The 23,875-nt window shown below is 69.7% G+C and carries 21 protein-coding genes; 7 read left to right on the top strand and 14 right to left on the bottom strand.

The features are described from left to right. Nucleotides 1-107: 107 nt before the first annotated feature. On the bottom strand, nt 108-728 hold the full coding sequence (gene mog / locus K0H49_RS24030; protein WP_219217983.1) for a molybdopterin adenylyltransferase: 621 nt from the start codon (nt 726-728) through the stop codon (nt 108-110). Beyond that, entirely contained in the window at nt 725-1,381 is a 657-nt protein-coding gene (yjgA, locus tag K0H49_RS24025; protein ID WP_219217981.1) for a ribosome biogenesis factor YjgA, read from the bottom strand. The genes mog and yjgA overlap by 4 nt, the downstream gene beginning before the upstream one ends. 69 nt (nt 1,382-1,450) lie before the next feature. Between yjgA and pmbA the strand changes: the two genes are divergently transcribed. The 5 genes from pmbA to K0H49_RS24000 all read left to right on the top strand — a co-directional run bounded on the left by pmbA (nt 1,451) and on the right by K0H49_RS24000 (nt 7,092). Next, nucleotides 1,451-2,821, top strand: coding sequence for a metalloprotease PmbA (gene pmbA, locus K0H49_RS24020; RefSeq protein ID WP_219217979.1), 1,371 nt, complete (start codon nt 1,451-1,453; stop codon nt 2,819-2,821). A 219-nt stretch (nt 2,822-3,040) separates the two neighbouring features. Continuing rightward, nucleotides 3,041-3,868, top strand: a complete 828-nt coding sequence (locus K0H49_RS24015; RefSeq protein ID WP_219217977.1) for an SDR family oxidoreductase — start codon at nt 3,041-3,043, stop codon at nt 3,866-3,868. Then, nucleotides 3,868-5,196, top strand: coding sequence for a flavin-containing monooxygenase (locus K0H49_RS24010; protein WP_219217975.1), 1,329 nt, complete (start codon nt 3,868-3,870; stop codon nt 5,194-5,196). The genes K0H49_RS24015 and K0H49_RS24010 overlap by 1 nt, the downstream gene beginning before the upstream one ends. Nucleotides 5,197-5,200: 4 nt before the next feature. Beyond that, nucleotides 5,201-6,103, top strand: a complete 903-nt coding sequence (locus tag K0H49_RS24005; protein ID WP_219217965.1) for a bile acid:sodium symporter family protein — start codon at nt 5,201-5,203, stop codon at nt 6,101-6,103. Further along, on the top strand, nt 6,100-7,092 hold the full coding sequence (locus K0H49_RS24000) for an NAD-dependent epimerase/dehydratase family protein (protein ID WP_219217963.1): 993 nt from the start codon (nt 6,100-6,102) through the stop codon (nt 7,090-7,092). Before K0H49_RS24005 ends, K0H49_RS24000 begins: the two co-directional genes overlap by 4 nt. Here the strand turns inward: K0H49_RS24000 and K0H49_RS23995 are convergent. After that, nucleotides 7,082-7,984 (bottom strand): LysR family transcriptional regulator, encoded by a 903-nt coding sequence (locus K0H49_RS23995; protein ID WP_219217954.1) that lies wholly within the window; start codon nt 7,982-7,984, stop codon nt 7,082-7,084. The two genes, K0H49_RS24000 and K0H49_RS23995, sit on opposite strands and share 11 nt — an antisense overlap. A 91-nt stretch (nt 7,985-8,075) precedes the next feature. On the opposite strand from K0H49_RS23995, the gene K0H49_RS23990 reads away from it, so the two are divergent. Next, a complete protein-coding gene (locus tag K0H49_RS23990) occupies nt 8,076-8,834 on the top strand; it encodes a sulfite exporter TauE/SafE family protein (protein WP_219217943.1) in 759 nt (252 codons plus the stop codon). A 6-nt stretch (nt 8,835-8,840) separates the two neighbouring features. On the opposite strand, the gene K0H49_RS23985 is transcribed toward K0H49_RS23990, so the two are convergent. From K0H49_RS23985 to K0H49_RS23940, 10 genes are all read right to left on the bottom strand, one after another. Continuing rightward, nucleotides 8,841-9,308 carry an NUDIX domain-containing protein gene (locus tag K0H49_RS23985; RefSeq protein WP_219217941.1) on the bottom strand — a complete coding sequence of 156 codons (468 nt, stop codon included), beginning with the start codon at nt 9,306-9,308 and terminating at the stop codon, nt 8,841-8,843. Between the two features lie 2 nt (nt 9,309-9,310). Next, nucleotides 9,311-9,760, bottom strand: a complete 450-nt coding sequence (locus K0H49_RS23980; protein ID WP_219217938.1) for a GatB/YqeY domain-containing protein — start codon at nt 9,758-9,760, stop codon at nt 9,311-9,313. Between the two features lie 101 nt (nt 9,761-9,861). Then, entirely contained in the window at nt 9,862-10,074 is a 213-nt protein-coding gene (gene rpsU / locus K0H49_RS23975) for a 30S ribosomal protein S21 (RefSeq protein WP_007833691.1), read from the bottom strand. A 258-nt stretch (nt 10,075-10,332) separates the two neighbouring features. Then, nucleotides 10,333-11,538 (bottom strand): NAD(P)/FAD-dependent oxidoreductase, encoded by a 1,206-nt coding sequence (locus K0H49_RS23970; protein ID WP_257625099.1) that lies wholly within the window; start codon nt 11,536-11,538, stop codon nt 10,333-10,335. Continuing rightward, complete coding sequence (locus K0H49_RS23965; RefSeq protein ID WP_219217936.1) at nt 11,535-12,323, bottom strand: YaeF family permuted papain-like enzyme; 789 nt, start codon at nt 12,321-12,323, stop codon at nt 11,535-11,537. Before K0H49_RS23965 ends, K0H49_RS23970 begins: the two co-directional genes overlap by 4 nt. A 121-nt stretch (nt 12,324-12,444) precedes the next feature. After that, entirely contained in the window at nt 12,445-13,239 is a 795-nt protein-coding gene (gene cobA / locus K0H49_RS23960; protein ID WP_219217934.1) for a uroporphyrinogen-III C-methyltransferase, read from the bottom strand. Next, nucleotides 13,236-14,141, bottom strand: coding sequence for a DNA-binding protein YbiB (gene ybiB / locus K0H49_RS23955; protein WP_219217932.1), 906 nt, complete (start codon nt 14,139-14,141; stop codon nt 13,236-13,238). Before ybiB ends, cobA begins: the two co-directional genes overlap by 4 nt. A 112-nt stretch (nt 14,142-14,253) precedes the next feature. After that, the gene (locus tag K0H49_RS23950) at nt 14,254-16,680 is read right to left on the bottom strand and encodes a DUF6351 family protein (RefSeq protein WP_219217930.1); all 2,427 of its coding nucleotides are present in this window, start codon (nt 16,678-16,680) and stop codon (nt 14,254-14,256) included. Between the two features lie 142 nt (nt 16,681-16,822). Next, nucleotides 16,823-17,458, bottom strand: coding sequence for a response regulator (locus K0H49_RS23945; RefSeq protein WP_219217929.1), 636 nt, complete (start codon nt 17,456-17,458; stop codon nt 16,823-16,825). Next, nucleotides 17,455-18,540, bottom strand: coding sequence for a PAS domain-containing sensor histidine kinase (locus K0H49_RS23940; protein ID WP_219217927.1), 1,086 nt, complete (start codon nt 18,538-18,540; stop codon nt 17,455-17,457). Before K0H49_RS23940 ends, K0H49_RS23945 begins: the two co-directional genes overlap by 4 nt. A gap of 208 nt (nt 18,541-18,748) precedes the next feature. Here K0H49_RS23940 and K0H49_RS23935 point away from each other — a divergent pair, with 208 nt between their 5' ends. Beyond that, on the top strand, nt 18,749-21,031 hold the full coding sequence (locus K0H49_RS23935; protein WP_219217925.1) for a DUF6351 family protein: 2,283 nt from the start codon (nt 18,749-18,751) through the stop codon (nt 21,029-21,031). On the opposite strand, the gene K0H49_RS23930 is transcribed toward K0H49_RS23935, so the two are convergent. Next, nucleotides 21,025-23,832: a nitrate reductase gene (locus K0H49_RS23930; protein WP_219217923.1), complete on the bottom strand. Its 2,808-nt coding sequence runs from the start codon at nt 23,830-23,832 to the stop codon at nt 21,025-21,027. The genes K0H49_RS23935 and K0H49_RS23930 overlap by 7 nt on opposite strands. Nucleotides 23,833-23,875 lie beyond the last annotated feature (43 nt).

Below are 23,875 nucleotides of genomic sequence, written 5' to 3'. Positions count from 1 at the left end.
GGCGATCCCGGTGTGCAGACAAGCAACGACTATGCCGCACGCTGCTGCACTGCAGCGTCGGGATTTGTACGGGGAGAAGACACCTTTTCAGGCGCCTTGGAGACAGCTCAGGCCGCGCGCGCGGGACGGATCGCCGATTTGGGCCGGAAAGCCTTGCACACCGCGTCGTCGGTTTGCAGGTAGGGCCCGCCGATCAGGTCGATGCAATAGGGCACGGCCGCGAAGATGCCAGGCACGGCCTGCGAACCGTCGGGGTTCTTCAGGCCTTCGAGTGTTTCTGCGATGGCCTTGGGCTGGCCAGGCAGGTTGAGGATCAGGCTGCGTTCGCGGACCACCGCCACCTGGCGCGAGAGGATCGCGGTCGGCACGAAGCGCAGGCCGATCTGGCGCATCTGCTCGCCGAAACCCGGCATTTCCTTGTGCGCCACGGCCAGCGTGGCCTCGGGCGTCACGTCGCGCAGCGCGGGGCCGGTGCCGCCGGTGGTCAGCACCAGCGAGCAGCCGGCGTCGACCAGTTCGATCAGCGTGGCGCTGATGCCGGCCTGCTCGTCGGGGATCAGCCGGGCCTCGAATTCGATCGGGTTGCGCAGCGCGCGCGTGAGCCAGTCCTTGAGGGCCGGCAGGCCCTGGTCGACGTAGACGCCGCTCGAGGCGCGGTCGCTCACCGAGACGATGCCGATGCGCACCGGATCGAAGGCGGCGAGGCCCGTTCCGGCGGCTTCGCTCACGCGTCGTGCTCCCTCGACTGCTCGGCGGCTTCGGCCGCATGGTCGCCGCTGCCGTGCGCGGACAGTTGCGCGCGCACCAGCTGGAACACCTCGCGGTAGGCCTTGCCCTGGCGCGGCGCTTCGCCGGGCTTGCCGGCCTTGAGGTCCTTGCGGGCCTGGCGCACCAGGGCGCGCAGCTGCTGGCTGTCGGTGGCCGGGTGGGTCTCGATCCAGCCGCCCAACGCGTCGTCGTCGGCGATCAGCTGGTCGCGCCAGCGCTCGGCCTCGTGCAGCAGAGCGCTTTCCTCGGCCGGGCCGTGATGCTGCTCGTCGAGCGCGGCGCGCACGGCGTCGAGCACGCCGGGGTCCTGCAGGCGCATCAGCTTGCCGATGAACTGCATCTGGCGGCGCTTGCCTTCGAAATTGGTGATGCGGCGGGCCTCGATGACGGCGTCGCGCAGCTTTTCGCCGATCGGGAGCTTGTCGAACAGGCCGGCGCGCAGGTCGAGCAGGTCTTCGCCGAGCTTCTGCAGCTCGGCGCTTTCACGCTTGAGGTCGGTCTTGCTGGCGTCGTCGGTGCCCTTGAGCTCGCGTTTGAGCTCGAGATCGAGCTCGCTGCCTTCTGCAACGAACTCTCCACGGACGAAATAGCCTTTTTTGGGTTTGCGGGACATGCGTGAATCCTGGGCCGCAAAGGACCGCGCGATAAGAAAACTGGGGGCGACAAGTATCATAGCCAACACATGACGACATCCTCCACGCGCCCCGCGTCCGGCTTTGCCTACAGCCGCTCCTTCTTCGAAGACCTGGTCGACTCGGCCTTGGCCCATGCCAAGAAGCTCGGCGCCACCAACGCCGGGGCCGAGGCCTCCGAAGGCTGCGGCCTGAGCGTCTCGGTGCGCAAGGGCGAGCTCGAGAACGTCGAGCGCAACCGCGACAAATCCCTGGGCATCACCGTCTACGTCGGCAACCGCCGCGGCAACGCCAGCACCTCCGACTTTTCCGGCGCCGCCATCGAGCAGACGGTGCAGGCGGCCTACGACATCGCGCGCTTCACCGCCGAAGACCCGGTCGCCGGCCTGCCCGACGAGGCCGACATCGTGCGCGAACAGCCCGACCTCGACCTGTTCCACCCCTGGGACATCGACAGCGAGCGGGCGGCGACGCTGGCGCTCGAATGCGAAGCGGCCGCCCTGTCGACCGACAAGCGCATCACCAACAGCGAAGGCGCGGGCGTCTCGGCCCAGCAGAGCCACTTCTTCAGCGCCCACACGCACGGCTTCCGGGGCGGCTACGCCAGCTCGCGCCACTCGATCTCGGTCGCCCCGATCGCCGGCAAGGGCAACGACATGCAGCGCGACGCCTGGTACAGCTCGATGCGCTCGGCCGACGAACTGGCCAGCCCGCAGGCGGTGGGCCGCTATGCGGCCGAACGCGCGCTGTCGCGCCTGAAGTCGCGCAAGATCAAGACCATCGAGTGCCCGGTGCTGTTCGAGTCGCCGCTCGCGGCCGGCCTGCTGGGCGGACTGGTGCAGGCCACCAGCGGCGGCGCGCTCTACCGCAAGAGCACCTTCCTGCTCGACTCGCTGGGCAAGCCGGTGCTGCCCAAGCACATCGACGTGTCCGAAGACCCGCACCTGCTGCGCGGCAAGGGCAGCGCCCCCTTCGACGACGAAGGCGTGACCACGCGGGCGCGCAAGGTGGTCGACGCCGGCCGGCTCGAGGGCTATTTCCTCAGCACCTACTCGGCGCGCAAGCTGGGCATGAAGACCACCGGTAACGCCGGCGGCTCGCACAACCTGGTGCTGAGTTCGCGCCTGACGAAGGCCGGCGACGACCTCGACGAGATGCTGCGCAAGCTGGGCACCGGCCTGTTCGTGATCGAGCTCATGGGCCAGGGCGTGAACTACGTGACCGGCGACTACTCGCGCGGCGCCAGCGGCTTCTGGGTCGAGAAGGGCCGCATCGCGTTCCCGGTGCAGGAGATCACCATCGCCGGCAACCTCAAGGACATGCTGATGGGCATCCAGGCCGTGGGCGCCGACACCTACAACTACGGTGCCAAGACCACGGGCTCGCTGCTGATCAACCGGATGAAGATCGCCGGCTCCTGAGTCGGGCCGGGCGCGCCCCGCAGGCAGGGCGCGCCACAGCGCATAAGCAAACACGCTCGCGTTGTTTGCGCGCACGCGCATCCGTGGTCCGATGCGGGCGCCGCGCGATCCGCTCGTTTCGACGGAACGCGCCAGCAAGGGGAAATGCCAGGGGGTGCACTGCATCGCCGCGGCTAAAGTGATTCGGTCTTCGCCACTCGGCGCCCGCGCCGCCCGCCTGTGACTTCGCTTTCGCCGCCGTTTCGCAACGTTGTCCTCACGGGGGCCTGCGGAGGGCTGGGCCAGGCGCTGGCGCGTGAACTGATCGCGAGCGGCGCCCAGGTGGCGTTGGTCGGTCTCGACGCGGACCGACTCGCCGCACTGGCCACGCTGGCGCCCGCGCGCTGTGCGGCCTACACACCCGACGTGTCGCAGGGCGAGCCCATGCAGGCCATGGCCGCCGACTGGATGGGGCGCCATGGCGTGCCCGACCTGGTGATCGCCAATGCGGGCGTCGCGGGCGGTTACGACACGGCAGAGGCCGACGACCTGGCGGTGCTGCGCCGCATGCTCGAGATCAACCTGCTGGGCGCCGCCACCACCTTCCAGCCCTTCCTGAAGCGAATGCGCGCGCAACCGCGCGGCGCGCTGGTCGGCGTGGCCAGCATCGCGGGCTGGCGCGGCATGCCGGGCAACGGCGCCTACTGCGCCAGCAAGTCCGGCCTGATCCGCTACCTCGAAAGCCTGCGCGCCGAACTGCGCGGCACCGGCCTCACGGTGCACACCGTCAGCCCCGGCTACATCCGCACCGCGCTCACGGCCGGCAACCGCTTCGCGATGCCGGGCCTGCTCGAGGCCGACACGGCCGCGCGGCAGCTGCTGGCCGGCGTGCGCGCGGGCCGCGAACAGATCGTGCTGCCGCGCCGCATCGGCTGGCTCTCGCGCGCGCTGGGCCTGCTGCCTGACACCCTGCACGACCGCCTGCTGCGTGCCCAGCCGCGCAAGCCGCGCGTGGGCGAGGCCGGCGCCACCGCCATCCCGGGTCTTTCGAAGGAACCACCGCGCTGATGTCCGCCACCGAACCCACCCATGAACAGATCGCGCTGATCGGTGCCGGCCCCTCGGGCCTGGCCGGCGCGCGCAACCTGCAGAAACACGGCGTGCCCTTCCAGGGCTTCGAGGCGCACAGCGATGTCGGCGGCCTCTGGGACATCGACAACCCGCGCTCCACGGTCTACCACTCGGCCCACCTGATCTCGAGCAAGCGCACCACCGAGTTCGCCGAGTTCCCGATGGCCGACAGCGTGGCCGACTACCCGAGCCACCGCGAACTGCGGCGCTACTTCAGCGACTTCGCCGACCGCTTCGAGCTGCGCGAGCACTTCCGCTTCCACACGCGCGTGCTCAACGTCGAGCCCGTGAGCGAGGCGCCCGACACCCGCTGGCGCGTGAGCGTGGACGCGGGTGACGGCCGGGTCGAGACCGCCGAGTACAAGGGCGTGGTGATCGCCAACGGCACGCTGGCCGAGCCCAAGCGGCCGAAGTTCGAGGGCCACTTCGACGGCGAATTGCTGCACACCAGCGACTACAAGCACCCCGAGCTGTTCAAGGGCAAGCGCGTGCTGATCGTGGGCGCCGGCAACTCGGGCTGCGACATCGCGGTCGATGCGGTGCACTACGCCCGGAGCGTCGACCTCTCGGTGCGGCGCGGCTACTACTTCGTGCCCAAGTACGTGTTCGGCAAGCCGGCGGACACGCTCGGCGGCAAGCGGCCGCTGCCGGCCTGGCTCAAGCAGCGGGTCGACGCCACCGTGCTCAAGTGGTTCACCGGCGATCCGGTGCGCTTCGGCTTTCCCAAGCCCGACTACAAGATGTACGAGTCGCATCCGGTGGTGAACTCGCTGGTGCTGCACCACGTGGGTCATGGCGACATCGGCGTGCGCGCCGACGTCGCGCGGCTGGCCGGTCGCACGGTGCACTTCAAGGACGGCGGCACGCACGACTACGACCTGATCCTCGCGGCCACGGGCTATGCGCTGCACTACCCCTTCATCGCGCGCGAACTGCTCGACTGGCAGGGCATGGCGCCCCGGCTGTACCTCAACATCTTCTCGCCGCGCTTCGAGAACCTGGCGGTGCTCGGCATGATCGAGGCCAGCGGCATCGGCTGGCAGGGGCGCTACGAGCAGGCCGAACTGGTGGCGCGCTGGTTCCGCGCCCGGGCCGCGGATTCGCCCAAGGCCTGCACCCTGCGCGCGGCGGTGCAGGGGCCGCCGCCCGACCTGTCCGGCGGCTTCAAGTACCTGCAGCTCGAGCGCATGGCCTATTACGTCCACAAGGACACGTACCGCGCGGCGGTGCGCGGTGCATCGGCGATGCTCGCCCTGCCGGAGTGACGCCATGCTGCCCGTCGACGAGATCCGCCTGAACTTCAACCCCGCCTCGCTGGTGCTGCTCAACGCGGTGCTGGGCTTCCTGATGTTCGGCATCGCGCTGGACACCCGCATCGCCGACTTCCAGCGCGTGGCGCGCATGCCCGGCGCGATGGCCGTGGGCATCGGCGCGCAGTTCGTCGTGCTGCCGGCCGTGACCTACGCGCTCACGCTGCTGCTCCAGCCCGCGCCCAGCATCGCACTGGGCATGATCCTGGTGGCTTGCTGCCCGCCGGGCAACATCTCGCAGATCCTCACGCACCGCGCGGGCGGCAACGTGGCGCTGTCGGTGTCGATGACGGCCATCTCGAATGCGCTGTCGATCGTGCTGATGCCGCTCAATTTCGCGTTCTGGGGCGGGCTGCATCCCACAGCCTCGGCGCTGCTCGAGACCATCGCGCTCGACCCCTTCGACATGCTGGGCCACATCGTGATGATCATCGGCATTCCCTTCGTGCTGGGCGTGGCCTGTGCGCACCGTTTCCCGGGGCTGACCGCGCGCATCAAAAAGCCGGCGCGCCTCCTGAGCTTCCTGGCGCTGATCGCCTTCATCGTGGGCGCGATCGCGGGCAACTGGCGCTACTTCCTCGACTATGTGGGGCTGGTGCTGCTGGCGGTGGCGATCCACGACGCGCTGGCCTTCGGCACCGGCTACCTCTGCGCGCGGCTCTCGGGGCTGGGCGACTACGACCGGCGCGCGGTGGCCATCGAGGTCGGCATCCGCAACGCGGGGCTCGGCCTGGTGCTGATCTTCAGCTTCTTCGGCGGCCTGGGCGGCATGGCGGTGGTGGCCGGCGTCTGGGGCTTCTGGGACATCATCGCGGGCCTGGCGCTTGCGAGCTGGTGGGGGCGCAAGCCGGTGAAGCCATGAGCGATGCGCAAGGCTGGATCGCCCGACGCGTGCTCGTGACGGGCGGCGACGGCTTCCTCGGCCGCGGCCTGCTGGCCGCGCTCGCCGGGGCGTCGCTCGAAGTGCTGGTGGCGCTGGACGTGCGCGAGGTGCCCGCCGGGCGGCAGCTGCCGGGTGTGGTCTATCGCCAGCAGGACGTGCGCGATGCGGGCCTCGCCGACACGCTGGCCGCGCATAGCATCGACACGGTCGTGCATCTCGCCTCCATCGTCACGCCGGGCAAGGATTCGAACCGGGCCTTCGAGCATTCGGTCGACGTGGGCGGCACGCGCAACGTGCTCGCGGCCTGCGTGGCGCAGGGCGTGCGGCACCTGGTGGTGTCGTCGAGCGGTGCGGCCTACGGCTACCACGCCGACAACCCGGACTGGATCGACGAGTCGCAGCCGCTGCGCGGCAACCCGGTGTTCGCCTATGCCGACCACAAGCGCCAGGTCGAGGAGCTGCTGGCCGAGGCCCGCGTGCAGCATCCGGCGCTCGCGCAGACCGTGCTGCGCATCGGCACCATCCTGGGCGAGCGGGTCGATAACCAGATCACCGCGCTGTTCGAGAAGAAGCGGCTGATCGCGATCCGCGGCAGCGCCAGCCCCTTCGTCTTCGTCTGGGACGAGGACGTGACCGGCGCCATCACGCATGCACTGCGAGGGGCGCCGCCCGGTTGCTACAACCTCGCGGGCGACGGCGCGCTCACGATCCACGAGATCGCGGAACGGCTGGGCAAGCGTGCGATCGGTTGGCCGGCGGGCCTGCTCCAGGCCGCGCTGGCCGTGGGTTCGGCGCTCGGGGTGAGCCGCTACGGGCCCGAGCAGCTCGATTTCCTGCGCTACCGGCCGGTGCTGCTCAACAGCGCGCTCAAGCAGCGCTTCGGCTATGTGCCGCGCAAGACCAGCAGCCAGGCCTTCGACGCCTTCGTGGCGGCGCGTGCGCGCCAGGGGCGGCCGGTCAGGGTGTAGCGGCCGGCGGCGGCGCGATCAGGTGCTCGAGCATGCGCCGCGCGTTGAGCGGCAGGTCTTCCGACGAGCGCACGCAGGCCATCAGCGTGCGCTCGGCCCAGGGCTCGGCCAGCGCGGCATGGGCGATCTTCATCGTGCGTGCACAGCGCTCGGCCGCGGCCTGCGGCACGATGCCCACGCCGATGCCGTAGGCGACCATGCGGCACACCGCCTCGAAGTGGCCCGCGCGCACGCGGTAGGCCAGGTGCTTGCCGAGCGCGCGTGCATGCAGCGTGACCAGCTGCGTGAGCGCGCTGTCGGCGGGCAGACCGACGAATTCGCTGTCGACCACCTCGGCGAGCCGCACGCGCTTGCGCCGGGCCAGCGCATGGCCGGGCGGCATCACCAGCACCAGGTCGTCGCGGCGGAAGGGGTGGCATTCGAGACCTTCGGTGTCGATCGCGTCCGAGACGATGCCGATGTCGCACAGGCCCGCGCGCAGGCCGTCGACGGCGTCCGGGCTGGGCCGTTCCTCGAGGTCCACCGAGATGCGCGGATGCTGTGCGAGGAAGCGGCTCAGCACCTCGGGCAGGTGCTCGCTGAGCGCCGAGGTGCCGCACATGAGCCGCACATGGCCCTTGAGGCCCTGACCGTACTCGCCCAGTTCGCCGCGCAGCCGGGCCATCTGCTGGAGCACGACGCGCGCATGGTGCAGCAGCGTGCGACCGGCCTCGGTGGGGCGCACGCCCTGCGCATGGCGCGTGAGCAGCGGGGTGCCGAGCACCGCTTCCATGCCGCGCACGCGCTGGCTGGCCGAGGCCAGCGTCATGTGCGCGCGCTCGGCGCCCGCGGTCAGGCTGCCGGCCTCGACCACGTGGAGGAAGAGCTGCAGGTCGGTCAGGTCGAATCGCATGGGAACTCCGGAGGGGCCTCAGTCTGTGCCTGAGGCCGGGTGCGCAAGAGCCGCATTTTCAACCGCCGCGTCGGCCGGCAGACTGCAGGCCATGACGAATCCAAACGAACTGGCCCTGGGCCACTGGGCCGCCACCGCCGCCGTCTTCATGCTGGCCGGCGCGATCAAGGGCGTGGTGGGCCTCGGGCTGCCGACCGTGTCGATGGCGCTGCTTGCGCTGTGGATGGTGCCGGCGCGCGCCGCCGCGCTGCTGGTCGTGCCCTCGCTGCTCACCAACCTCTGGCAGACCGGGCCGCGCGAGAGCTTCAGGGCGGTGTGGCGGCGCATCGCCGGCATGCAGGCGGGCGTGGTCGTGGGCACCCTGGGCGGCTCGCTGTACTTCGGCGTGCCGGCCGGGGCCTGGGCCTCGCTGGCGCTGGGCGTGGCGCTGATGGTCTACGCGCTCTGGGGGCTCACCGGACGGCAGCTGCATGTGAGCCCGGCGCGGGCGCGCTGGCTGGGGCCGCTGGTGGGCGTGGCCACGGGCGTGGTGACCTCGTTGACGGGGGTGTTCGCGGTGCCGGCCGTGCCCTATCTGCAGGCGCTGGGCTTCGAGCGCGATTCGCTGATCCAGGCGATGGGTATTTCCTTCACCACCTCGACCGTGGTGCTGGCCATCGGCCTGGCGGGCAATGGCGGGCTGCCGGTGGCCGCGCTGGGCGGCTCCTTCGCGATGCTGGTGCCGGCCATCGTCGGGATGGTGCTGGGCACCTGGCTGCGCAAGCGCCTGTCGGTGGCGCTGTTCAAGCGCTGCTTCCTGATCGGGCTGGCGCTGCTGGGGCTCTACATGGCGGTGCGCGCCATGGCCTGATGGGTTTCAGGCGGCCGGTTGCAGCAGCGCGGCGCGCGCGCGCTCGATGGTCTGGCGGTAGGGCAGGGCGAAGCGTTCGAGCGTGTCCTCGGCCGCAAGCCAGCGGAAGGCGAACACCAGGCCGTCTTCCTCGGGGCTGCCGCTGGCCGTGTGCTCGAAGGTCTCGGGCAGCGGCTGCTCGGCGCGCATCAGGAACAGGTGCCAGAGCTGCGCGTGGCGGTGGGTGTTGCCCTCGACACCCGCTTCGCAGCGGCGCGCCAGCGTGCCCAGCGATTCCAGCGCGCCGGTGTGGGCGATGCCCGATTCCTCGAGCAACTCGCGCCGCACCGCGGCCTCGGGCGATTCGCCGGGCTCGATCGTGCCCTTGGGCAGCTGCATGTTGCCGTCCTCGGGATGGCGGAACACCAGCAGCCGGCCCCGTGCATCGACCAGGCAGGCGCAGGCCTTGGGAATCGGGGCGCGGCGGCTGGGCATGCTCAGGCGCCGGACAGTGCGGCCTTGACCGCGGCGCTGACCTGGCCCATGTCGGCCTTGCCGGCGAGCTGGGCCTTGACCGCGCCCATCACCTTGCCCATGTCGCCCGGGCCCTTGGCGCCCAGCTGGTCGACGATGGCCTTCACGGCGACGGTGACTTCCTCGGCGCTCATGCGCTGCGGCAGGTAGACCTCGAGCACCTTGATCTCGGCGGCTTCCTTGTCGGCCAGGTCGATGCGGCCGCCGGTGGTGAAGGCGGCGATCGAGTCCTTGCGCTGCTTGACCATCTTGTCGACGATGGCCACGACCATGGCGTCGTCGAGTTCCACGCGCTCGTCGACTTCCTTCTGCTTGAGGGCGGCCAGCAGCAGGCGGATGGTGGCCAGGCGTTCGGAGTCCTTGGCCCGCATCGCGGTCTTCATGTCTTCGGTGATCTGTTCCTTGAGGCTCATGGCGTTCTTCCTTCTTGTGCGTTTGTCGTTCGGCAAAACAAAAAGCCGCGGCAGGTCTCCCCGGCGCGGCTCGTGCTGCTGGCGTGGCCAGCCAGCGCTGCTTAGTACAGCTTCTTGGGGAGCTGCATGCTGCGCACGCGCTTGTAGTGGCGCTTGACCGCAGCAGCCTTCTTGCGCTTGCGCTCGGCCGTCGGCTTCTCGTAGAACTCGCGAGCGCGCAGGTCGGTCAGCAGGCCGAGCTTTTCGATGGTGCGCTTGAAGCGACGCAGGGCGACGTCGAAGGGCTCGTTTTCTTTAACGCGAATGGTGGTCATGAATGATTCGTTGAACTGAAGTTGGCCGGGGGAGATCGAGGCCCCAGGCCGGGGTTCCTCAACTGAAATTTTTTGCGGCCGTTGAGGGGAGGCCAAAGTTAGCCCTGGATTATAGCAGTGGAATGCGCACTTCCCCAGGCTTCGCGCACTTCGTGTCGCTCCGCCTTCCGCCTCGGCGCGAGCGGGACCGGTGCCCCGGCGGAGCCGGTGCCACGGCGCCCCTGGAACGGCGGGGCAGGACGGTGGGTTTTGGGGGGCTCAGAGCGCTTCGGCGCAGGCGTTGGCGCTGGCCCAGGCCCACTGGAAGTTGTAACCGCCCAGCCAGCCGGTCACGTCGACGGTCTCGCCGATGAAGTGCAGGCCGGGTTGCTTCGATTCCAGGGTCTGGGACGACAGCGCGCGCGTGTCGACGCCGCCGGCCGTGACTTCGGCCTTCTTGTAACCCTCGGTGCCGTTGGGCGTGATCTGCCAGCGCGCGATGCGTTCGGCCAGCTGGGCCAGCGCGCGGTCGGTGGCCTCGTTGACCGGGCGCTGCAGCGCGGGATCGTCGCCGACCCAGGCGTCGGCCAGGCGCGAGGGTACCAGCGTGGCGAGTTCGTTGGCGATGCGCTTGCGCGAACGGGCCTTGGCTTCGCCCAGCGCGGCGCCGATGTCGGTGCCGGGCGCGAAGTCGATGCGCAGCGGCGCGCCTTCGCGCCAGTAGCTGGAGATCTGCAGCACCGCCGGGCCCGACAAGCCGCGGTGGGTGAACAGCAGGTCTTCGAGGAAGACCATGCGCTCCTTCTTGGCGCCGGTCTCGATCTGCACCGGCAGCGCCAGGCCGGCCAGCGACGCGTAAGGCGCCCAGCCGTCGCCGGCGAAGGTCAGCGGCACCAGTGCGGGCCGTGGATCGATCACGCGCAGGCCGAACTGGCGCGCGATCCGGTAACCGAAGTCGCTCGCGCCCAGCTGCGGGATCGAGAGCCCGCCGGTCGCGATGACCAGGCGCGGCGCCTCGACCGGGCCGCGGTCGGTCTCGAGCCGGTAGCGTCCGCCGTCGTCCGGCGTGTAGCTCACCGCGCGCACCGTGCAGGGCTGCCAGCGCGTGACGCCGCCGGCCGCGCACTCGGCCAGCAGCATGTCGATGATCTGCTGCGAGGGCCCGTCGCAGAACAGCTGGCCCTTGTGCTTCTCGTGGTACGCGATGCCGTGGCGTTCGATCAGCGCGACGAACTGCTGCGGCGTGTAGCGCGACAGCGCCGAGCGGCAGAAGTTGGGGTTCTCGCCCACGAAGTGCTTTTGCGGCGCGCGCGGGTCGAGGTCGCGGTTGGTGAAGTTGCAGCGGCCGCCGCCCGAGATGCGGATCTTCTCGGCGATGCGCTCGCTGTGGTCGATGAGCAGCACGCGGCGGCCGCGCTGGCCGGCCTGCGCGGCGCAGAAGAGCCCCGCGGCGCCGGCGCCGATGATGATGGCGTCGAAGTTCAACGGGAGGTGGCGCCGTCGGCGGTGATCACCGGCGGCGGGTTGTATTTGAGGTGGCCCACGTAGCGCAGAGGTTGGGTGGAGGGAATCGAGGGCACGTCGCCCTCGCGCATGTGCAGCAGGTCGGCCGGGCTGACCCAGCGCGGGTCGGCGGTGGTCACGGGCAGGCCGGCCTGGTTGTAGGCCTCGAGCACGAACTGCGAGCAGAAGAACTGGTCGTTGCGGCTGCCGCCGAGCTGCACCATCGCGAAGCCGCGCAGGCAGAACTCGCGCGCCGGGCCCGGAATCAACGGCAGTTCGCAGATCCGCCGGTTCAGCACGAAGGGCGCGTTGAGCATCACGCCGACGGTGTTGTACTGGGTGCCGACCTGGGTCAGCGCCCAGGCGCGCAGCCGTTCGGCATGTGCGGCGTCCATGCCGGGATGGCGGAAGGCGACCACCATCTGCTCTTCGTCCACGACTTTGGCGATGGCGCGTGAACGCACGCCGTCGCCCACGGCTTCGGCGATCTGGCCGTCGCCGAGGTACACCACCGCATGGCTCACGGGCGAGAAGGTGCCCAGCCGGATGCCGAAGGAGCCCAGCGTGGCCACCGAGGTCAGCAGGATGTCGCCGGGTTCGAGCGCGGCCGGCGTGATGAGGTCGCCGCCGTTGCCCGGCGCGATGACCGAGCTCTGGACGTTGAGCCGGGGCAGGCCGCCGTCTGGCGAGGCCTCGAAGCGGGAGGCGCAGCCTGCGAGCAGCAGGGCGGCCGCGAGGGCCAGTGCGGTGCCGAGGCGTCGGGCCATCAGGGGCGCGACGCCGCCATGCGAAGAGAACGCTGTTGTGTCGGGTTGCTCGAATTCGAACATGACGCCCCCTCCGGCCGCTGGTGTTGAACGAGGGCGGATTCTAGGGCGCTCGCCCGGCTCAGCCGGCGCCGCGCTGCCGCTGCGCGTCGATGGGCACGCCCGCGGCCTGCAGGCCCTGCAGCACGTCGCCCACCACGATCACCGCCGGGCTGGCCATGCGGGCCTGCGCCATGGCGCCGGACATCTGCTCCAGCGTGGTCGCGATATGGCGCTGTTGCGGCAGGCTCGCATGCTGGATCACGGCCACCGGCGTGCTGCCCGGCAAGCCCTGCAGCAATTCGTGTTCGATGTGCGCCGCGCCCGCCACGCCCATGTAGATCACCAGCGTGAGCCGGGCGTTGTGCGCCGTGGCGGCCAGGCCGCGCCAATCGGTCGGGTCGTGGGCATCGACACCGGTCCGGGCATGGCCGGTCACGAAGACCACGCCCTGTGCGTGGTCGCGGTGCGTGAGCGGCACGCCCAGCGCGGTCACGGCCGCGAGGCCGGCGGTGATGCCGTTGACCACGGTGCATTCGATGCCGGCTTCGCGCAGGTGTTCCACCTCCTCGCCGCCGCGGCCGAAGATGAAGGGGTCGCCGCCCTTGAGCCGGACCACGGTCTCGCCTTCGCGCACCGCGGTGATCATGAGCTTCTCGATGAAGGCCTGCGGCGTGCTCTTGCAGCCGCCGCGCTTGCCCACGTGCACGATGCGCGCGCCCGGCCGTGCGTGCGCCAGGATCGCGTCGTTCACCAGGTCGTCGACGAACAGCACGGTCGCGGCCTGGATCGCCTTGACGGCCTTGAGCGTCAGCAGCTCGGGGTCGCCGGGACCGGCGCCGACCAGCGTGCAGCGGCCATGGGGAAATTCGTTCATGCGTGGGCTGCCAGTTTCTTGATGTGTTCGACCTGCACCGCAATCGCCTCGGGCAGCGGCAGTTCGCCGGCCAGCACGCGCTGCGTGTAGCGCACGGTCGATTCGATGTCGATCTCGGCCGGCAGGCCCGGCACTTCGCTGAGCGTGCCCGGCTGCTGGGCCTGCAGTTCCTGGCGTTCGCCGCGCAGGTAGCCGTCGATCTGCGCGGTGCGGCGCGGGTCCGAGACCACTTCGCCTTCGAGCCCGCGAGAAAGAAGGGCGGTGGTGCCGGTGAGCGTGAAGGTCTCGCCCATCACCGTGGCGTAGGCCGGGTGGGTGTAGCTGGCCACCACCACGCAGGGGCCCGTCGTGGGGCGCATCAGCTTGACCACGCTGTGGCCCGGGTTGCGCAGGCCGACCACGCGGCGCACGTCGAGCAGCCGCTTGAGTGCGGGGTGGAGCAGGGCGGTCGGCGCGAAGGCGACTTCGCCATCGGCGATGGGCCGCACCGCATCGAGCGCATGCACGCCGAGCCCGGCGAGCACGTTCGACGCCAGCACCCGGCTGGATTCGCTGGCGCTGCCGTGGACCAGCACGGGCAGGCCTTCGCGCGCCAGCAGCAGGGCCAGCAGGGGCGTGAGCACCGGCAGCTTGCGCGCGCCGTTGTAGCTGGGCAGCACGACCAGCGCGCGGCCCGGCGCCGGAAAATGGTTCAAGCGCGCATGGGTGGCATCGAGGAAGCCGGCCATCTCCTCGGGCGTCTCGCCCTTGATGCGCATGGCCAGGCAGAAGCCGCCGATTTCCAGATCGGTGACCGTGCCGTCGAGCACCTGGCCGAACAGATCGGCCGACTGCGCGCGCGTGAGCGGCTTGGCGCCTCGCGCGCCGCGGCCGATTTCCTTGATGTATTGACTGATTCCCATGGGTGTGGGGATTGTCCAGCAAGACTTATGCCGCCGGGCGCAGTTGCTTATGCCCCAGCGCCCATAAAAAAAGCCACCGCGTGCGGTGGCTTGGGAAGAATTCAGCCCGCGCTCAGGACGGCGCGCCCTGGTCCGGCTTGCTGAAGTCGCAGACGCCTTCGGGGAAGGTGGCCTGCAGCTTGCGGATCTCGGCGGCGTTGGGCTTCCAGGACCCGTAGGTGCCGTCGCTGAGCGCGGTGTCCACCGACTTGAGCGCGCACTTGAAGCTGCCGCCTTCGATCGGCCCGCCCGCGACGATGCGCGAGGTGCCGTACATCGGGAAGGCCTGGGTGCAGGCACCGCGTGGCTGCTTGTCGAGCACGCCGCCCCACACGCCCTCGCCCTTGGCCATCAGTGCACCGTCCTTGTCGAAGCAGCTGTCGACCGCGCGCTCGGGGCGGTTGTCCGCCACCGTGCGCGTGGGGTTGGCGCGGATCTTCGTCATCCACTCGTCGATCACCTCGAAGGCCATCGGGGTCTGGTCGAACTCGGTGGTGGCGTTGCGCGTCTCGGTGAACCAGATGGCCTGGTGGTCGGAGTTGCCCATCTTGTGGCGGATACGCTGGCGGATCGCGAAGGACTGGTGCACGTTGTGCATGTTCAGCTTGTGCTCCAGGTAGGGATGCCAGTCGATGGTCGGGATGTCGGTCTTGCCGGTGAAGACCAGGCCCGAGCGCTGCATCGCCTTGAGCGCGTCCAGGTCGCCATGGGTGCGCGGTGCGGGCACATCGGGCGTGGCGGGGTTCCACCGGTTCATGTTGCGGCTGCCCCAGGGGTCGAAGTAGCCTGGAATGGTGGCGGCCTTGTTCTGTTCGGCCGAACTGGTGCCGTTGTAGGGGAAGCCTTCCGCCACCATGTCGCTCATGCGCTTCCAGCCGCCGACCTTGAAGTTGAGGTCGAGGAATTCGGCCTGCGTGATCTTGCCGTCCTTCATCGACTGCAGGCCGTACTGCACGCCCACGTTGTCCCAGGTGGAGCGCGGAAAACCGTCGGCGCCGATGCCGTAGATGTTGCGCACGTCGTCGAAGTGGCTGAAGGGAATGTCGCCGAAGGCCGCCATGTTCATGCGGTCGGCGCCCTTCTTCAGGATGTCGTCGGCGTCGAACTTGGGGTTCATCGCGCCGGCGGTCAGGCCTTGCCAGGCCTTGCGGCACTCGGTCGAGCCGGTGGCCATGCGGACGTTCGTCAGAAAGCCCTGGAGGCCGAAGTAGGGGTTCTTGACGCTCTCCTCGGCGTTCAGGCCGACCAGCAAGGTGCGGTTCTTGATGTCGTCGGTCCATCTGTCGTTGGCAAGGTCCGTGACGTCCATGTAGTACTCGAGCAGCTCGCAGTCGCCCACGTGCGGGATCTGGCCCACCATGTCGGGGTAGGGCTGCACCGCGATGGCCGCATCGATCAGGCCGGGATGATTCTGCGGATAGAGGTACTGCTGGATGCCGCCGCCCGAGGCGCCCAGGCCCACGGTGTAGCTGGGGACGCCGTAGCGCTTGACGAAGCCTTCCTTGGTCATCAGCGCGGTCTCGCCGCCGACGATCATGTCGTAGTGCTCGCCGGTGCGGTTGCCGGTGGAATAGGCGATGGCATAGCCCTTGCCGATGGCGTCGACCAGGCCGGCGCGCCTGTCGGGGCCGCCCTGGTAGTGGCCGAAGCCCACGCCGCCCTGGAAGTGGTAGACCAGCTTCCTGTTCCACAGCGTGGTGTCGGGCTTCGTCGGGTCTTCGCCGAAGGGCGCGAGCATCACGTACTGGTAGATGAAGCGGTTGATGGTGCCGAATTCCCAGCGCACGATGAAGTCGACCGTGCGGCCGTCGGTCAGCGTGGTCTTGGCGATGTTGGCCGGGCGCGATCCGTCGGTCGGCATCAGCAGGTAGTGGCTGTGCGTGGTGCCGCCCACGGGCATGTAGTAGTACTGCACATACGAATCGATCGAGCAATGCTGGCTGTAGCCGATGGTGGCATTGGCCGCGTCCTTGACCGCGTAGTACTTGGGGTCGGTGGTGTCGACCAGCGGTTCCTTGCTGAGCTCGGTGGCCACCGTGCAGACGAAGGGCTCCTGCTTGGGGCCGGCGAACATCGGGCCGGTGATCGGGTGGTTGGTCAGCGTCAGCGTGTCGAGCTTGCCGCGCGTCTTGTGGCGCACCGTCAGGGTGTTGGCGCCGAGCTTGAGGCCGCTGACCAGGCCCTCGAGCCGGTCGGCGCTCGCGGTGAGCGTGGGGTTGATCTGCGCGTCGTTGAGCCAGAGTTCGAGCTGGCCCTGGTCGGCCTTCGGCGCGAGCACGGCAATGCGTGCATCGCCACCCGACACCAGCTCGGGCTGGCTCGACAGCACCTCCAGCGAGATCGCCGATTCGGCGGGGGGTGTGGTGACGGGGGGTGTCGTCGTCGGCGGCGTCACGGACGAGCCGCCGCCGTTGTTGCTGCTGTTGTCACTGCCGCCGCCGCAGGCGGCGATCACGATCGCGCCCGCCGTGCAGGCCGCGATCTGCTTCCAAGAACTCATGTCTGTCTCCTCGATTGTTGTGCTGACAGGGCGCGGCGCTCAGGCCCGCGACCCGCACCCATGCTAGGGAGGAGGGGCCGACGCCACAAGTCAGACACCCGGGCATCGGCTGTCAGATATCGATGACGCGAAGGAGGCCGGCTCAGTCGACCAGCCGGTGGTGCACCGCGTACTGCACCAGCTGGGCGTTCGAGCCCAGCGCCATTTTCTCGAGCATCCGGCGGCGGTAGGTGCTGACCGTCTTGACGTTGATCGCCAGCCGTTCGGCGATGGCCGTGAGCGACTCGCCGCCCACGATCATGCGCAGGATCTCCGACTCGCGCGAAGAGAGCCGCTCGTGCGGCCGGGGGTCGGGCGCCAGGCCCTGCGCGGTGTCCATCAGCGCCCGGGTGATCGAGGGCGCGACGAACTGGCGGCCGCGGCTGACGATGCGGATGGCGGCGATCAGGTCGACCGCCTCCATGTCCTTGGCCACGTAGCCGTGCGCGCCGTTGCGCAGCGCGCGCACCGCGTACTGCGGCTCGGAGTACATGCTCAGCATGATGATGCGCAGCGACGGGAAGCGTTCGAGGATCGGGCCGATCAGGTCGAGCCCGCTGCAGCCCGGCATGTTGATGTCCAGCAGCAGCACGTCGGTCGGCTGTGCCTCGAGGCAGGCCATGCCGCCGTGCCAGTCGCCGGCCTCGGCGATCGCCGTGATCTCCGGCGCGTCCTGCAGCACCTTGCGCAGGCCCGCGCGGAACATCGCATGGTCGTCGATGATGAGCAGCCGGGTCATGAGCGCACCAGGGGGTTCGAGACGATGGGCGCATGCAGCGTCACGCGGGTGCCGGCGTTCGGCGCCGAATCGAGGGTCAGCGTGCCGCCGAGTTCGTAGGCGCGCTCGCGCATCGAGATCAGGCCGAGCGACTGGCGCATCGATGCGAGGTCGGGTTCGTCGACGTCGAAGCCCTTTCCGTCGTCCTCGATCTCCAGCCAGAAATCCTGAGCGTCGCGCCGGAAGCGGATGGCCACGGCGGTGGCGTGCGCATGCCGCGCCACGTTGGTCAGCGCCTCCTGGAAGATGCGGAACACGCCGATCGAACGCCAGCGCGGCAGGTCGATGTCGAACTCCGGCGGCTCCAGGCTCACGCGCAATTCGGAGCGCTCGCGGAAGCGCTTCACGTGGCTGGCGATGGCCGCGCCCAGGCCCAGGTGGTCGAGGGCCTGCGGGCGCATCGACTCCGACAGCTCGCGCACGTTGTCGATGGCCTCGACCAGCAGCGCGTTGAGGTCGGCCGCGATGCCGCGGATGGAGGTCGAACGCGAACGCCGTGCGATCCGGCCCACGTCGAGCTTCATCGAGGTCAGCAGGCCGCCCAGCACGTCGTGCACTTCGCGCGCGTACTCGGCGCGCTGCTGCTCGCGCATGGTGTTCAGGCGCGAGGCCAGCTCGCGGTATTCGTAGCGCGATTCGAGCAGTTCGGCATCGCGCTTGATCTGCTCGGTCACGTTGACGCCCACGCCCACCACCGCCGGCCTTCCGCGGAACTGCATCGACTGGCCGTGCACGTCGATGTGGACCACGCTGCCGTCGCGGTGCAGGCCGTGGGTGACGAAGTGCATGCTGCGCACCTCGCCGGAGATGCGGCGCCGGTAGCGGTCCATCACCTCGCCCACATAGTAGACGGGCACGCAGTCGCGCAGCGGCTTGCCCACCACCTCGTCGGTGGAATAGCCGGCCATGCCCGAGAAGGTGGCGTTGGTGTACTGGAAGTGCTCGTCCTGCAGGATGTAGATGCCTGCGACCGACTGTTCCACGATGCCGCGGAACGGGACGGACTGCACGTCGAAGGGCGCGGTGTCGGAAGGTTGTCTCATCTTTGTCGGCCCGCTTGTCTCGCGTCTGCGCGCACGGGCTCGGTCTGCTGCCAACGTGGGAATTATGACGGTCCGATGACAGTCGTCGGTGAGGGAAAGCGCGCCTCGGCATCCGTGTTTCCCCGATGGGCGCCGCCCGCTTATCTGACAGATATCGACGCCGCTTTTCCCTACAGTCGCGCCTTTGCCCATGTTCCGGAGACTTCCAATGAGATCCTGTGCGCAACCCTCGAGCCGCTTTCTGCGGCCGCTGGCCTGGAGTCTTGCGGCCCTGCTGCTCGCAAGTTGCGGTGGCGGCAGCAGCAACGATGCCGGACCTGTCGTCGTGGCGCCAGGTGGCAACGGCAACGGCAACGGCAACGGCAACGGCAACGGCGGCGACCCCGTGACGCCGCCGCCCGTGGCCCAGCTGACGCTGAGCAGTTTGTCGAGCCGCTCCGACATGGTGACCGGCGGCGACGCCCTGGTGCAGGTCGCGTTGCCCGAGGGCGTGGCGGCGGCCGACGTGCGTGTGACACGCAACGGCGACGACGTCAGCGCGGCCTTCAGCGCGCAGGCCGACGGGCGTTCGCTGCGCGGCCTGGTGGCGGGCCTGGCGCCAGGCGAGAACACGCTGGCGGCGAGCGCGGGCGACAAGGCCGCCGGCAAGCTGGTGCTGACCAACCACCCGATCACCGGACCGGTGTTCTCGGGCGCGCACCTCCAGCCCTTCGAGTGCCGCACCGTTGAATCGGCGCTGGGCGCGCCGCAGGATGCGGATTGCTCTGTCGCCACGCGTTACGACTGGTTCTACTTCACGTCGGCCGGCACTCCCAAGCCGCTGCTCGACCCGCTCGGTCCGCGCCCTGTCGACCTCGTGACCACCACCACGCAGGACGGCAAGACCGTGCCCTTCATCGTGCGCGTGGAGTCGGGCACGATCAACCGCTCGATCTACCGCATCGGCGTGCTCGACGATCCGGCCGAAGCCGATCGCTGGAACCCGGCCGGCTGGAACGGGCGCATCGTGTTCCGCTTCGGCGAATCGACTGCGGCCCAGTACAACCAGGGCGTGAACAAGCTGAGCGAGGTGTTCAAGGCCGACACGACCGACCAGCAGAGCGTCTACGCGCTGGGCAAGGGCTACGCCTATGTGCTCTCCACGTTGAACATCAACAAGGTCAACGTCAACGACGTGCTGGCGGCCGAGACCGCGATGATGCTGCGCGAGCACATCGCCAAGCGCTACGGCCTGCCGCGCTGGATGGTGGGCATGGGCGGCTCGGGCGGCGCAATCCAGCAGATGCTGATCGCGCAGAACTACCCGGGAATCCTCGACGGCCTGATGCCCGATGCGGCCTTCCCCGATGTCTTCAGCACCGCGCTCGCGACCTCGGATTGCCGGCTGCTCGACAACTATTTCACCAACACCGCGAGTCCGGGCTTCCCGTTCAGCGACGCCAAGCGCAAGGCCGTCGAAGGACACCTCAAGAACACCTGCGCGAACTGGAGCGCGGGCAATGGCGACGCGGTGCTGGCCACCAGCGGCTCGGTCTCGCCGGCCTGCGGCCTGATCGATTCGACCAAGGTCTACCACCCCGTGACCAACCGCAACGGCGCGCGCTGCACCGTGTACGACATCAACGCCAAGTCGCTGGGCGTCGATCCGGCCACCGGCATTGCGCGCCGTCCGCTCGACAACGTGGGCGTGGCCTACGGTCTCGAGGCGCTCAAGAAGGGCCAGATCTCGGTCACCGAGTTCCTCGATATCAACGAGAAGGTCGGTGGTTATGACGCCGACGGCAAGCTCTCGACGCAGCGCACCGTGGCCGATGCCGAAGGGCTGGCGCGGGCCTACACGCTGGGCCGCATCGGCAGCGGCGGCGGCGGCCTGGCGACCGTGCCGATGCTGAGCGTGCACCCCTACAACGAGCCGAACTCCGACATCCACACGATCTACAACGACCTGAAGATCCGGACCCAGTTGGTTCAAGCCAATGGGCACGCCGACAACCAGGTGATCTGGTTGTTCCCATACCCCACACTGGCCGCCCCGTCGCAGGTGCCATCGCTCCTCGCCCTGGCGCGATCGACCTTTCTCGCACGCCTGGACCTGATGGCGCAATGGCTCGATGCGATGGCGGACGATGCCGTGCCCCTGAGCGCCGACAAGGTGGTCCGTCACAAGCCTGCCGATGCCGTCGATTCCTGCTGGGATTTCAACGACGGCACGCGCATCAAGGAAGTCGCCACCTACAACGCAACCGGTCGCTGCAACACGCTCTACCCCAAGACCCCGGCGCCCCGCATGGTCGCGGGCGGCCCGCTGGCGGACAACGTGATCAAGTGCCAGCTCAAGCCGCTGCGCGACGAGGACTTCCTCACGGCGCCGGCGGCGTTCAGCCCGACCGAGAAGCTGCGCCTCGAGGCGATCTTCCCCGATGGCGTCTGCGACTTCTCCAAGCCCGGCGTGGGCCAGGCCGCGTTGAAGGGGACCTGGCTGCGCTATTGAAGTTGCGTCGCGGCTTCGGCCGCGCTCGCGCGCACCATGCGCCGCAGTTCGGGCACGCAGGAGCCGCACTGCGTGCCGCACTTCAGGCTCGCCTGCAGATGGTCCAGCCGCTCCTCGGCGCTCCCGCTGCAGCGCGCGAGCTCGGACCGGATCGCCAGGTCGGTCACGTTCAGGCAGTTGCAGACCGGCTGGCCGCGCGAGGGCACCGCCGTCGGCGGCGTGGCGCCGGGTGACAGCAGCGCGCGGCCATGCTGCTGCGCGGGCAGGTCTTCCCGCAGCAGCGTGCCGATCCAGGCGCCGGCCCGCGTGTCGCCGCCCAGCAGGAAGGCCTCGAGGCCGGCGCTGCCGTCGGCGCGTGGCTGCAGCCGCGCGGCGCGGCGCTGTCCGCGCTGGCGGTCGGCATAGCGCAGCGTACCCGCCGCCTGCAGGCCCAGCAGCGCCTCGATCCGGTCGAGCAGGGCATCGTCGGGCGCGCGCTCGTCGGCCGCGCGGAACTGCAGCCCGCAGCGCTGCGTGTCCGCGCCGAAAGGCACGCAACTCGCGAACCGGAACTTCTCCATCAGCGGCGCGAGCGCACGCCGCGCCGACAGCACGGTGTCCGCCGGCAGCCAGGCCATGGCCAGCAACGACCACGGCAGTTCCGCCTTGGCGATGCGCACGGCCGCATGCTTGAGCTCGGGCTGCTTCGAATCGGGGCAGAAGGCCGAGGTGCTGAGTGCGTTCACGCCGGCCAGGCGCTGGCCGTTCCCGTCGTGGCCGCCCAGGGCCTCTTCGCCCCAGTGCATCGCGATGAAGCTCTGGCTCAGGCCGAGGTCGGCATTGGCCTGGGCCGGCAGCACGATCGCGCCGCGCCGCGAAGCCACCTGCACCAGTTCGCCGTCGCCGATCCGCCGGCGTGCCATGTCCTGGGGATGCATCTGCACCACCGGCTCCGGCACATGGCCGAACAGGCGGCCCAGCGTGCCCGTGCGGCTCATGCCATGCCACTGGTCGCGCAGGCGACCGGTGTTCAGCGAGAAGGGAAAGCGCGCGTCGCGCGCCTCGGCGACGGGCTTGTAGGCCGCATCGAAGAAATGCGCGCGGCCGTCGGGCGTGGGGAACACACCGTCTTCGTAGAGCCGGGCGCGGCCCGTCGACAGGCCTTCCGGCAGGGGCCATTGCTGTGGACCGCTTTCATCGAGCATCGCCCAACTCAGCCCCGTGATGTCGAGGTCGCGGCCGCGTGTGCTTTCCCTGTGCTCGTTCCAGATCGCCTCGGCCCCGGCCGGGTTGTCGAGCGGGTAGGGGAACAGGGTGCCGGCGCTGCGCCGGGGCAGCAGCGCCTCGAGCCGCTGCGCGAAGTCGACCGCGGCCGACCAGTCGTGCCGCGTTGCGCCGGGCGCCGGCACGGCCGGGCGCACGCGCGAGATCCGGCGCTCGCTGTTGGTCACGGTGCCGACCTTCTCGCCCCAGGTGGTGGCCGGCAGCAGCAGGTCGGCGAAGGCGCAGGTCGCGGTGGTGGCAAAGGCTTCCTGCACCACGACGAACTCGCAGCGCTCCAATGCGCGTCGCACCGTGGCCTGGTCGGGCATCGACTGCGCGGGGTTGGTGCAGGCGATCCACAGCGCGCGGATCTCGCCGTCGGCGGCGGCCTGGAACATCTCGACCGCCGTCCTGCCCGGCACCGACGGGATGTCCGGCACGCCCCACAGCGCCGCGACTTCCGCCCGGTGGGCCGGGTTCGCCAGGTCGCGGTGCGCGCCCAGCAGGTTGGCCATGCCGCCCACCTCGCGGCCGCCCATCGCGTTGGGCTGGCCCGTGAGCGAGAAGGGCCCGGCGCCGGGCCGGCCGATCTGCGCCGTGGCCAGGTGCAGGTTGATCAGCGCCGCGTTCTTGGCCGTGCCCGAGGACGACTGGTTGAGCCCCTGGCAATAGAGGCTCAGCGTCGCGGCCGAGGTGGCGAACAGGCGCGCGGCCGCCAGCAGGTCGTTGCGGTCGATGCCGCAGACCTGCGCGACGCACTCGGGCGTGCAGTCGCGCACGGTGCGCTTCAGCGCCTCGAAGCCGTGGGTGTGGGCGGCGATGTAGCCGGGCTGGGTCCAGCCTTCCCACAGCATCAGGTGCAGCAGCCCGTGGAACAGCATCACGTCGGTGCCGGGCTGGATCGCGAGGTGCAGGTCGGCGATCTCGCAGGTGTCGGTGCGGCGCGGGTCGACCACGACGATCTTCAGCGCCGGGTTGGCACGCTTCGCGTCCTCGATGCGCCGGAACAGGACCGGGTGGGCCCAGGCCGTGTTGCTGCCCACGATGAACAGGCACTGCGCGGCGTCGAAGTCCTCGTAGCAGGCCGGCGGTGCGTCGGCGCCCAGCGTCTTCTTGTAGCCCGCGACCGCGCTGCTCATGCACAGGCGTGAGTTGGTGTCGATGTTGTTGGTGCCGATCAGGCCCTTGGCCAGCTTGTTGAAGACGTAGTAGTCCTCGGTCAGCAGCTGGCCCGAGAGGTAGAGGCCGACCGCGTCGGGGCCGTGGTCGCGGATGACCTGCGCGAACTTGTGCGTGGCCGTGTCGAGTGCGTCGTTCCAGCTGACGTTCGCAGGCGTCGCGCCGCGTGCCGTGCGCCGCATCGGCTGCAGCAGCCGCGTCTGCAGCGTGACCTCCGCCGTCGCGCTGAGGTGCAGCGTCGAGCCCTTGGTGCAGAGCCGCCCGAAGTTGGCGGGGTGTGCGGGGTCGCCGCGCACGCCGGTGATCTGCGCACCGGCCGATTCGATGATCACGCCGCAGCCGACGCCGCAGTAGGGGCAGGTCGACTTCGTTTCCCGCATCGCTCCCACTGCCTTCGGGGGAGGGCCGGGGTGGGGGCTGACG

This window comes from Variovorax boronicumulans, from assembly GCF_019352895.1.
Taxonomy (GTDB): Bacteria; Pseudomonadota; Gammaproteobacteria; order Burkholderiales; family Burkholderiaceae_C; genus Variovorax; species Variovorax boronicumulans_A.
Note: the sequence above shows the minus strand (reverse complement) of the source record. Positions and strands in the feature narration are given on the sequence as shown.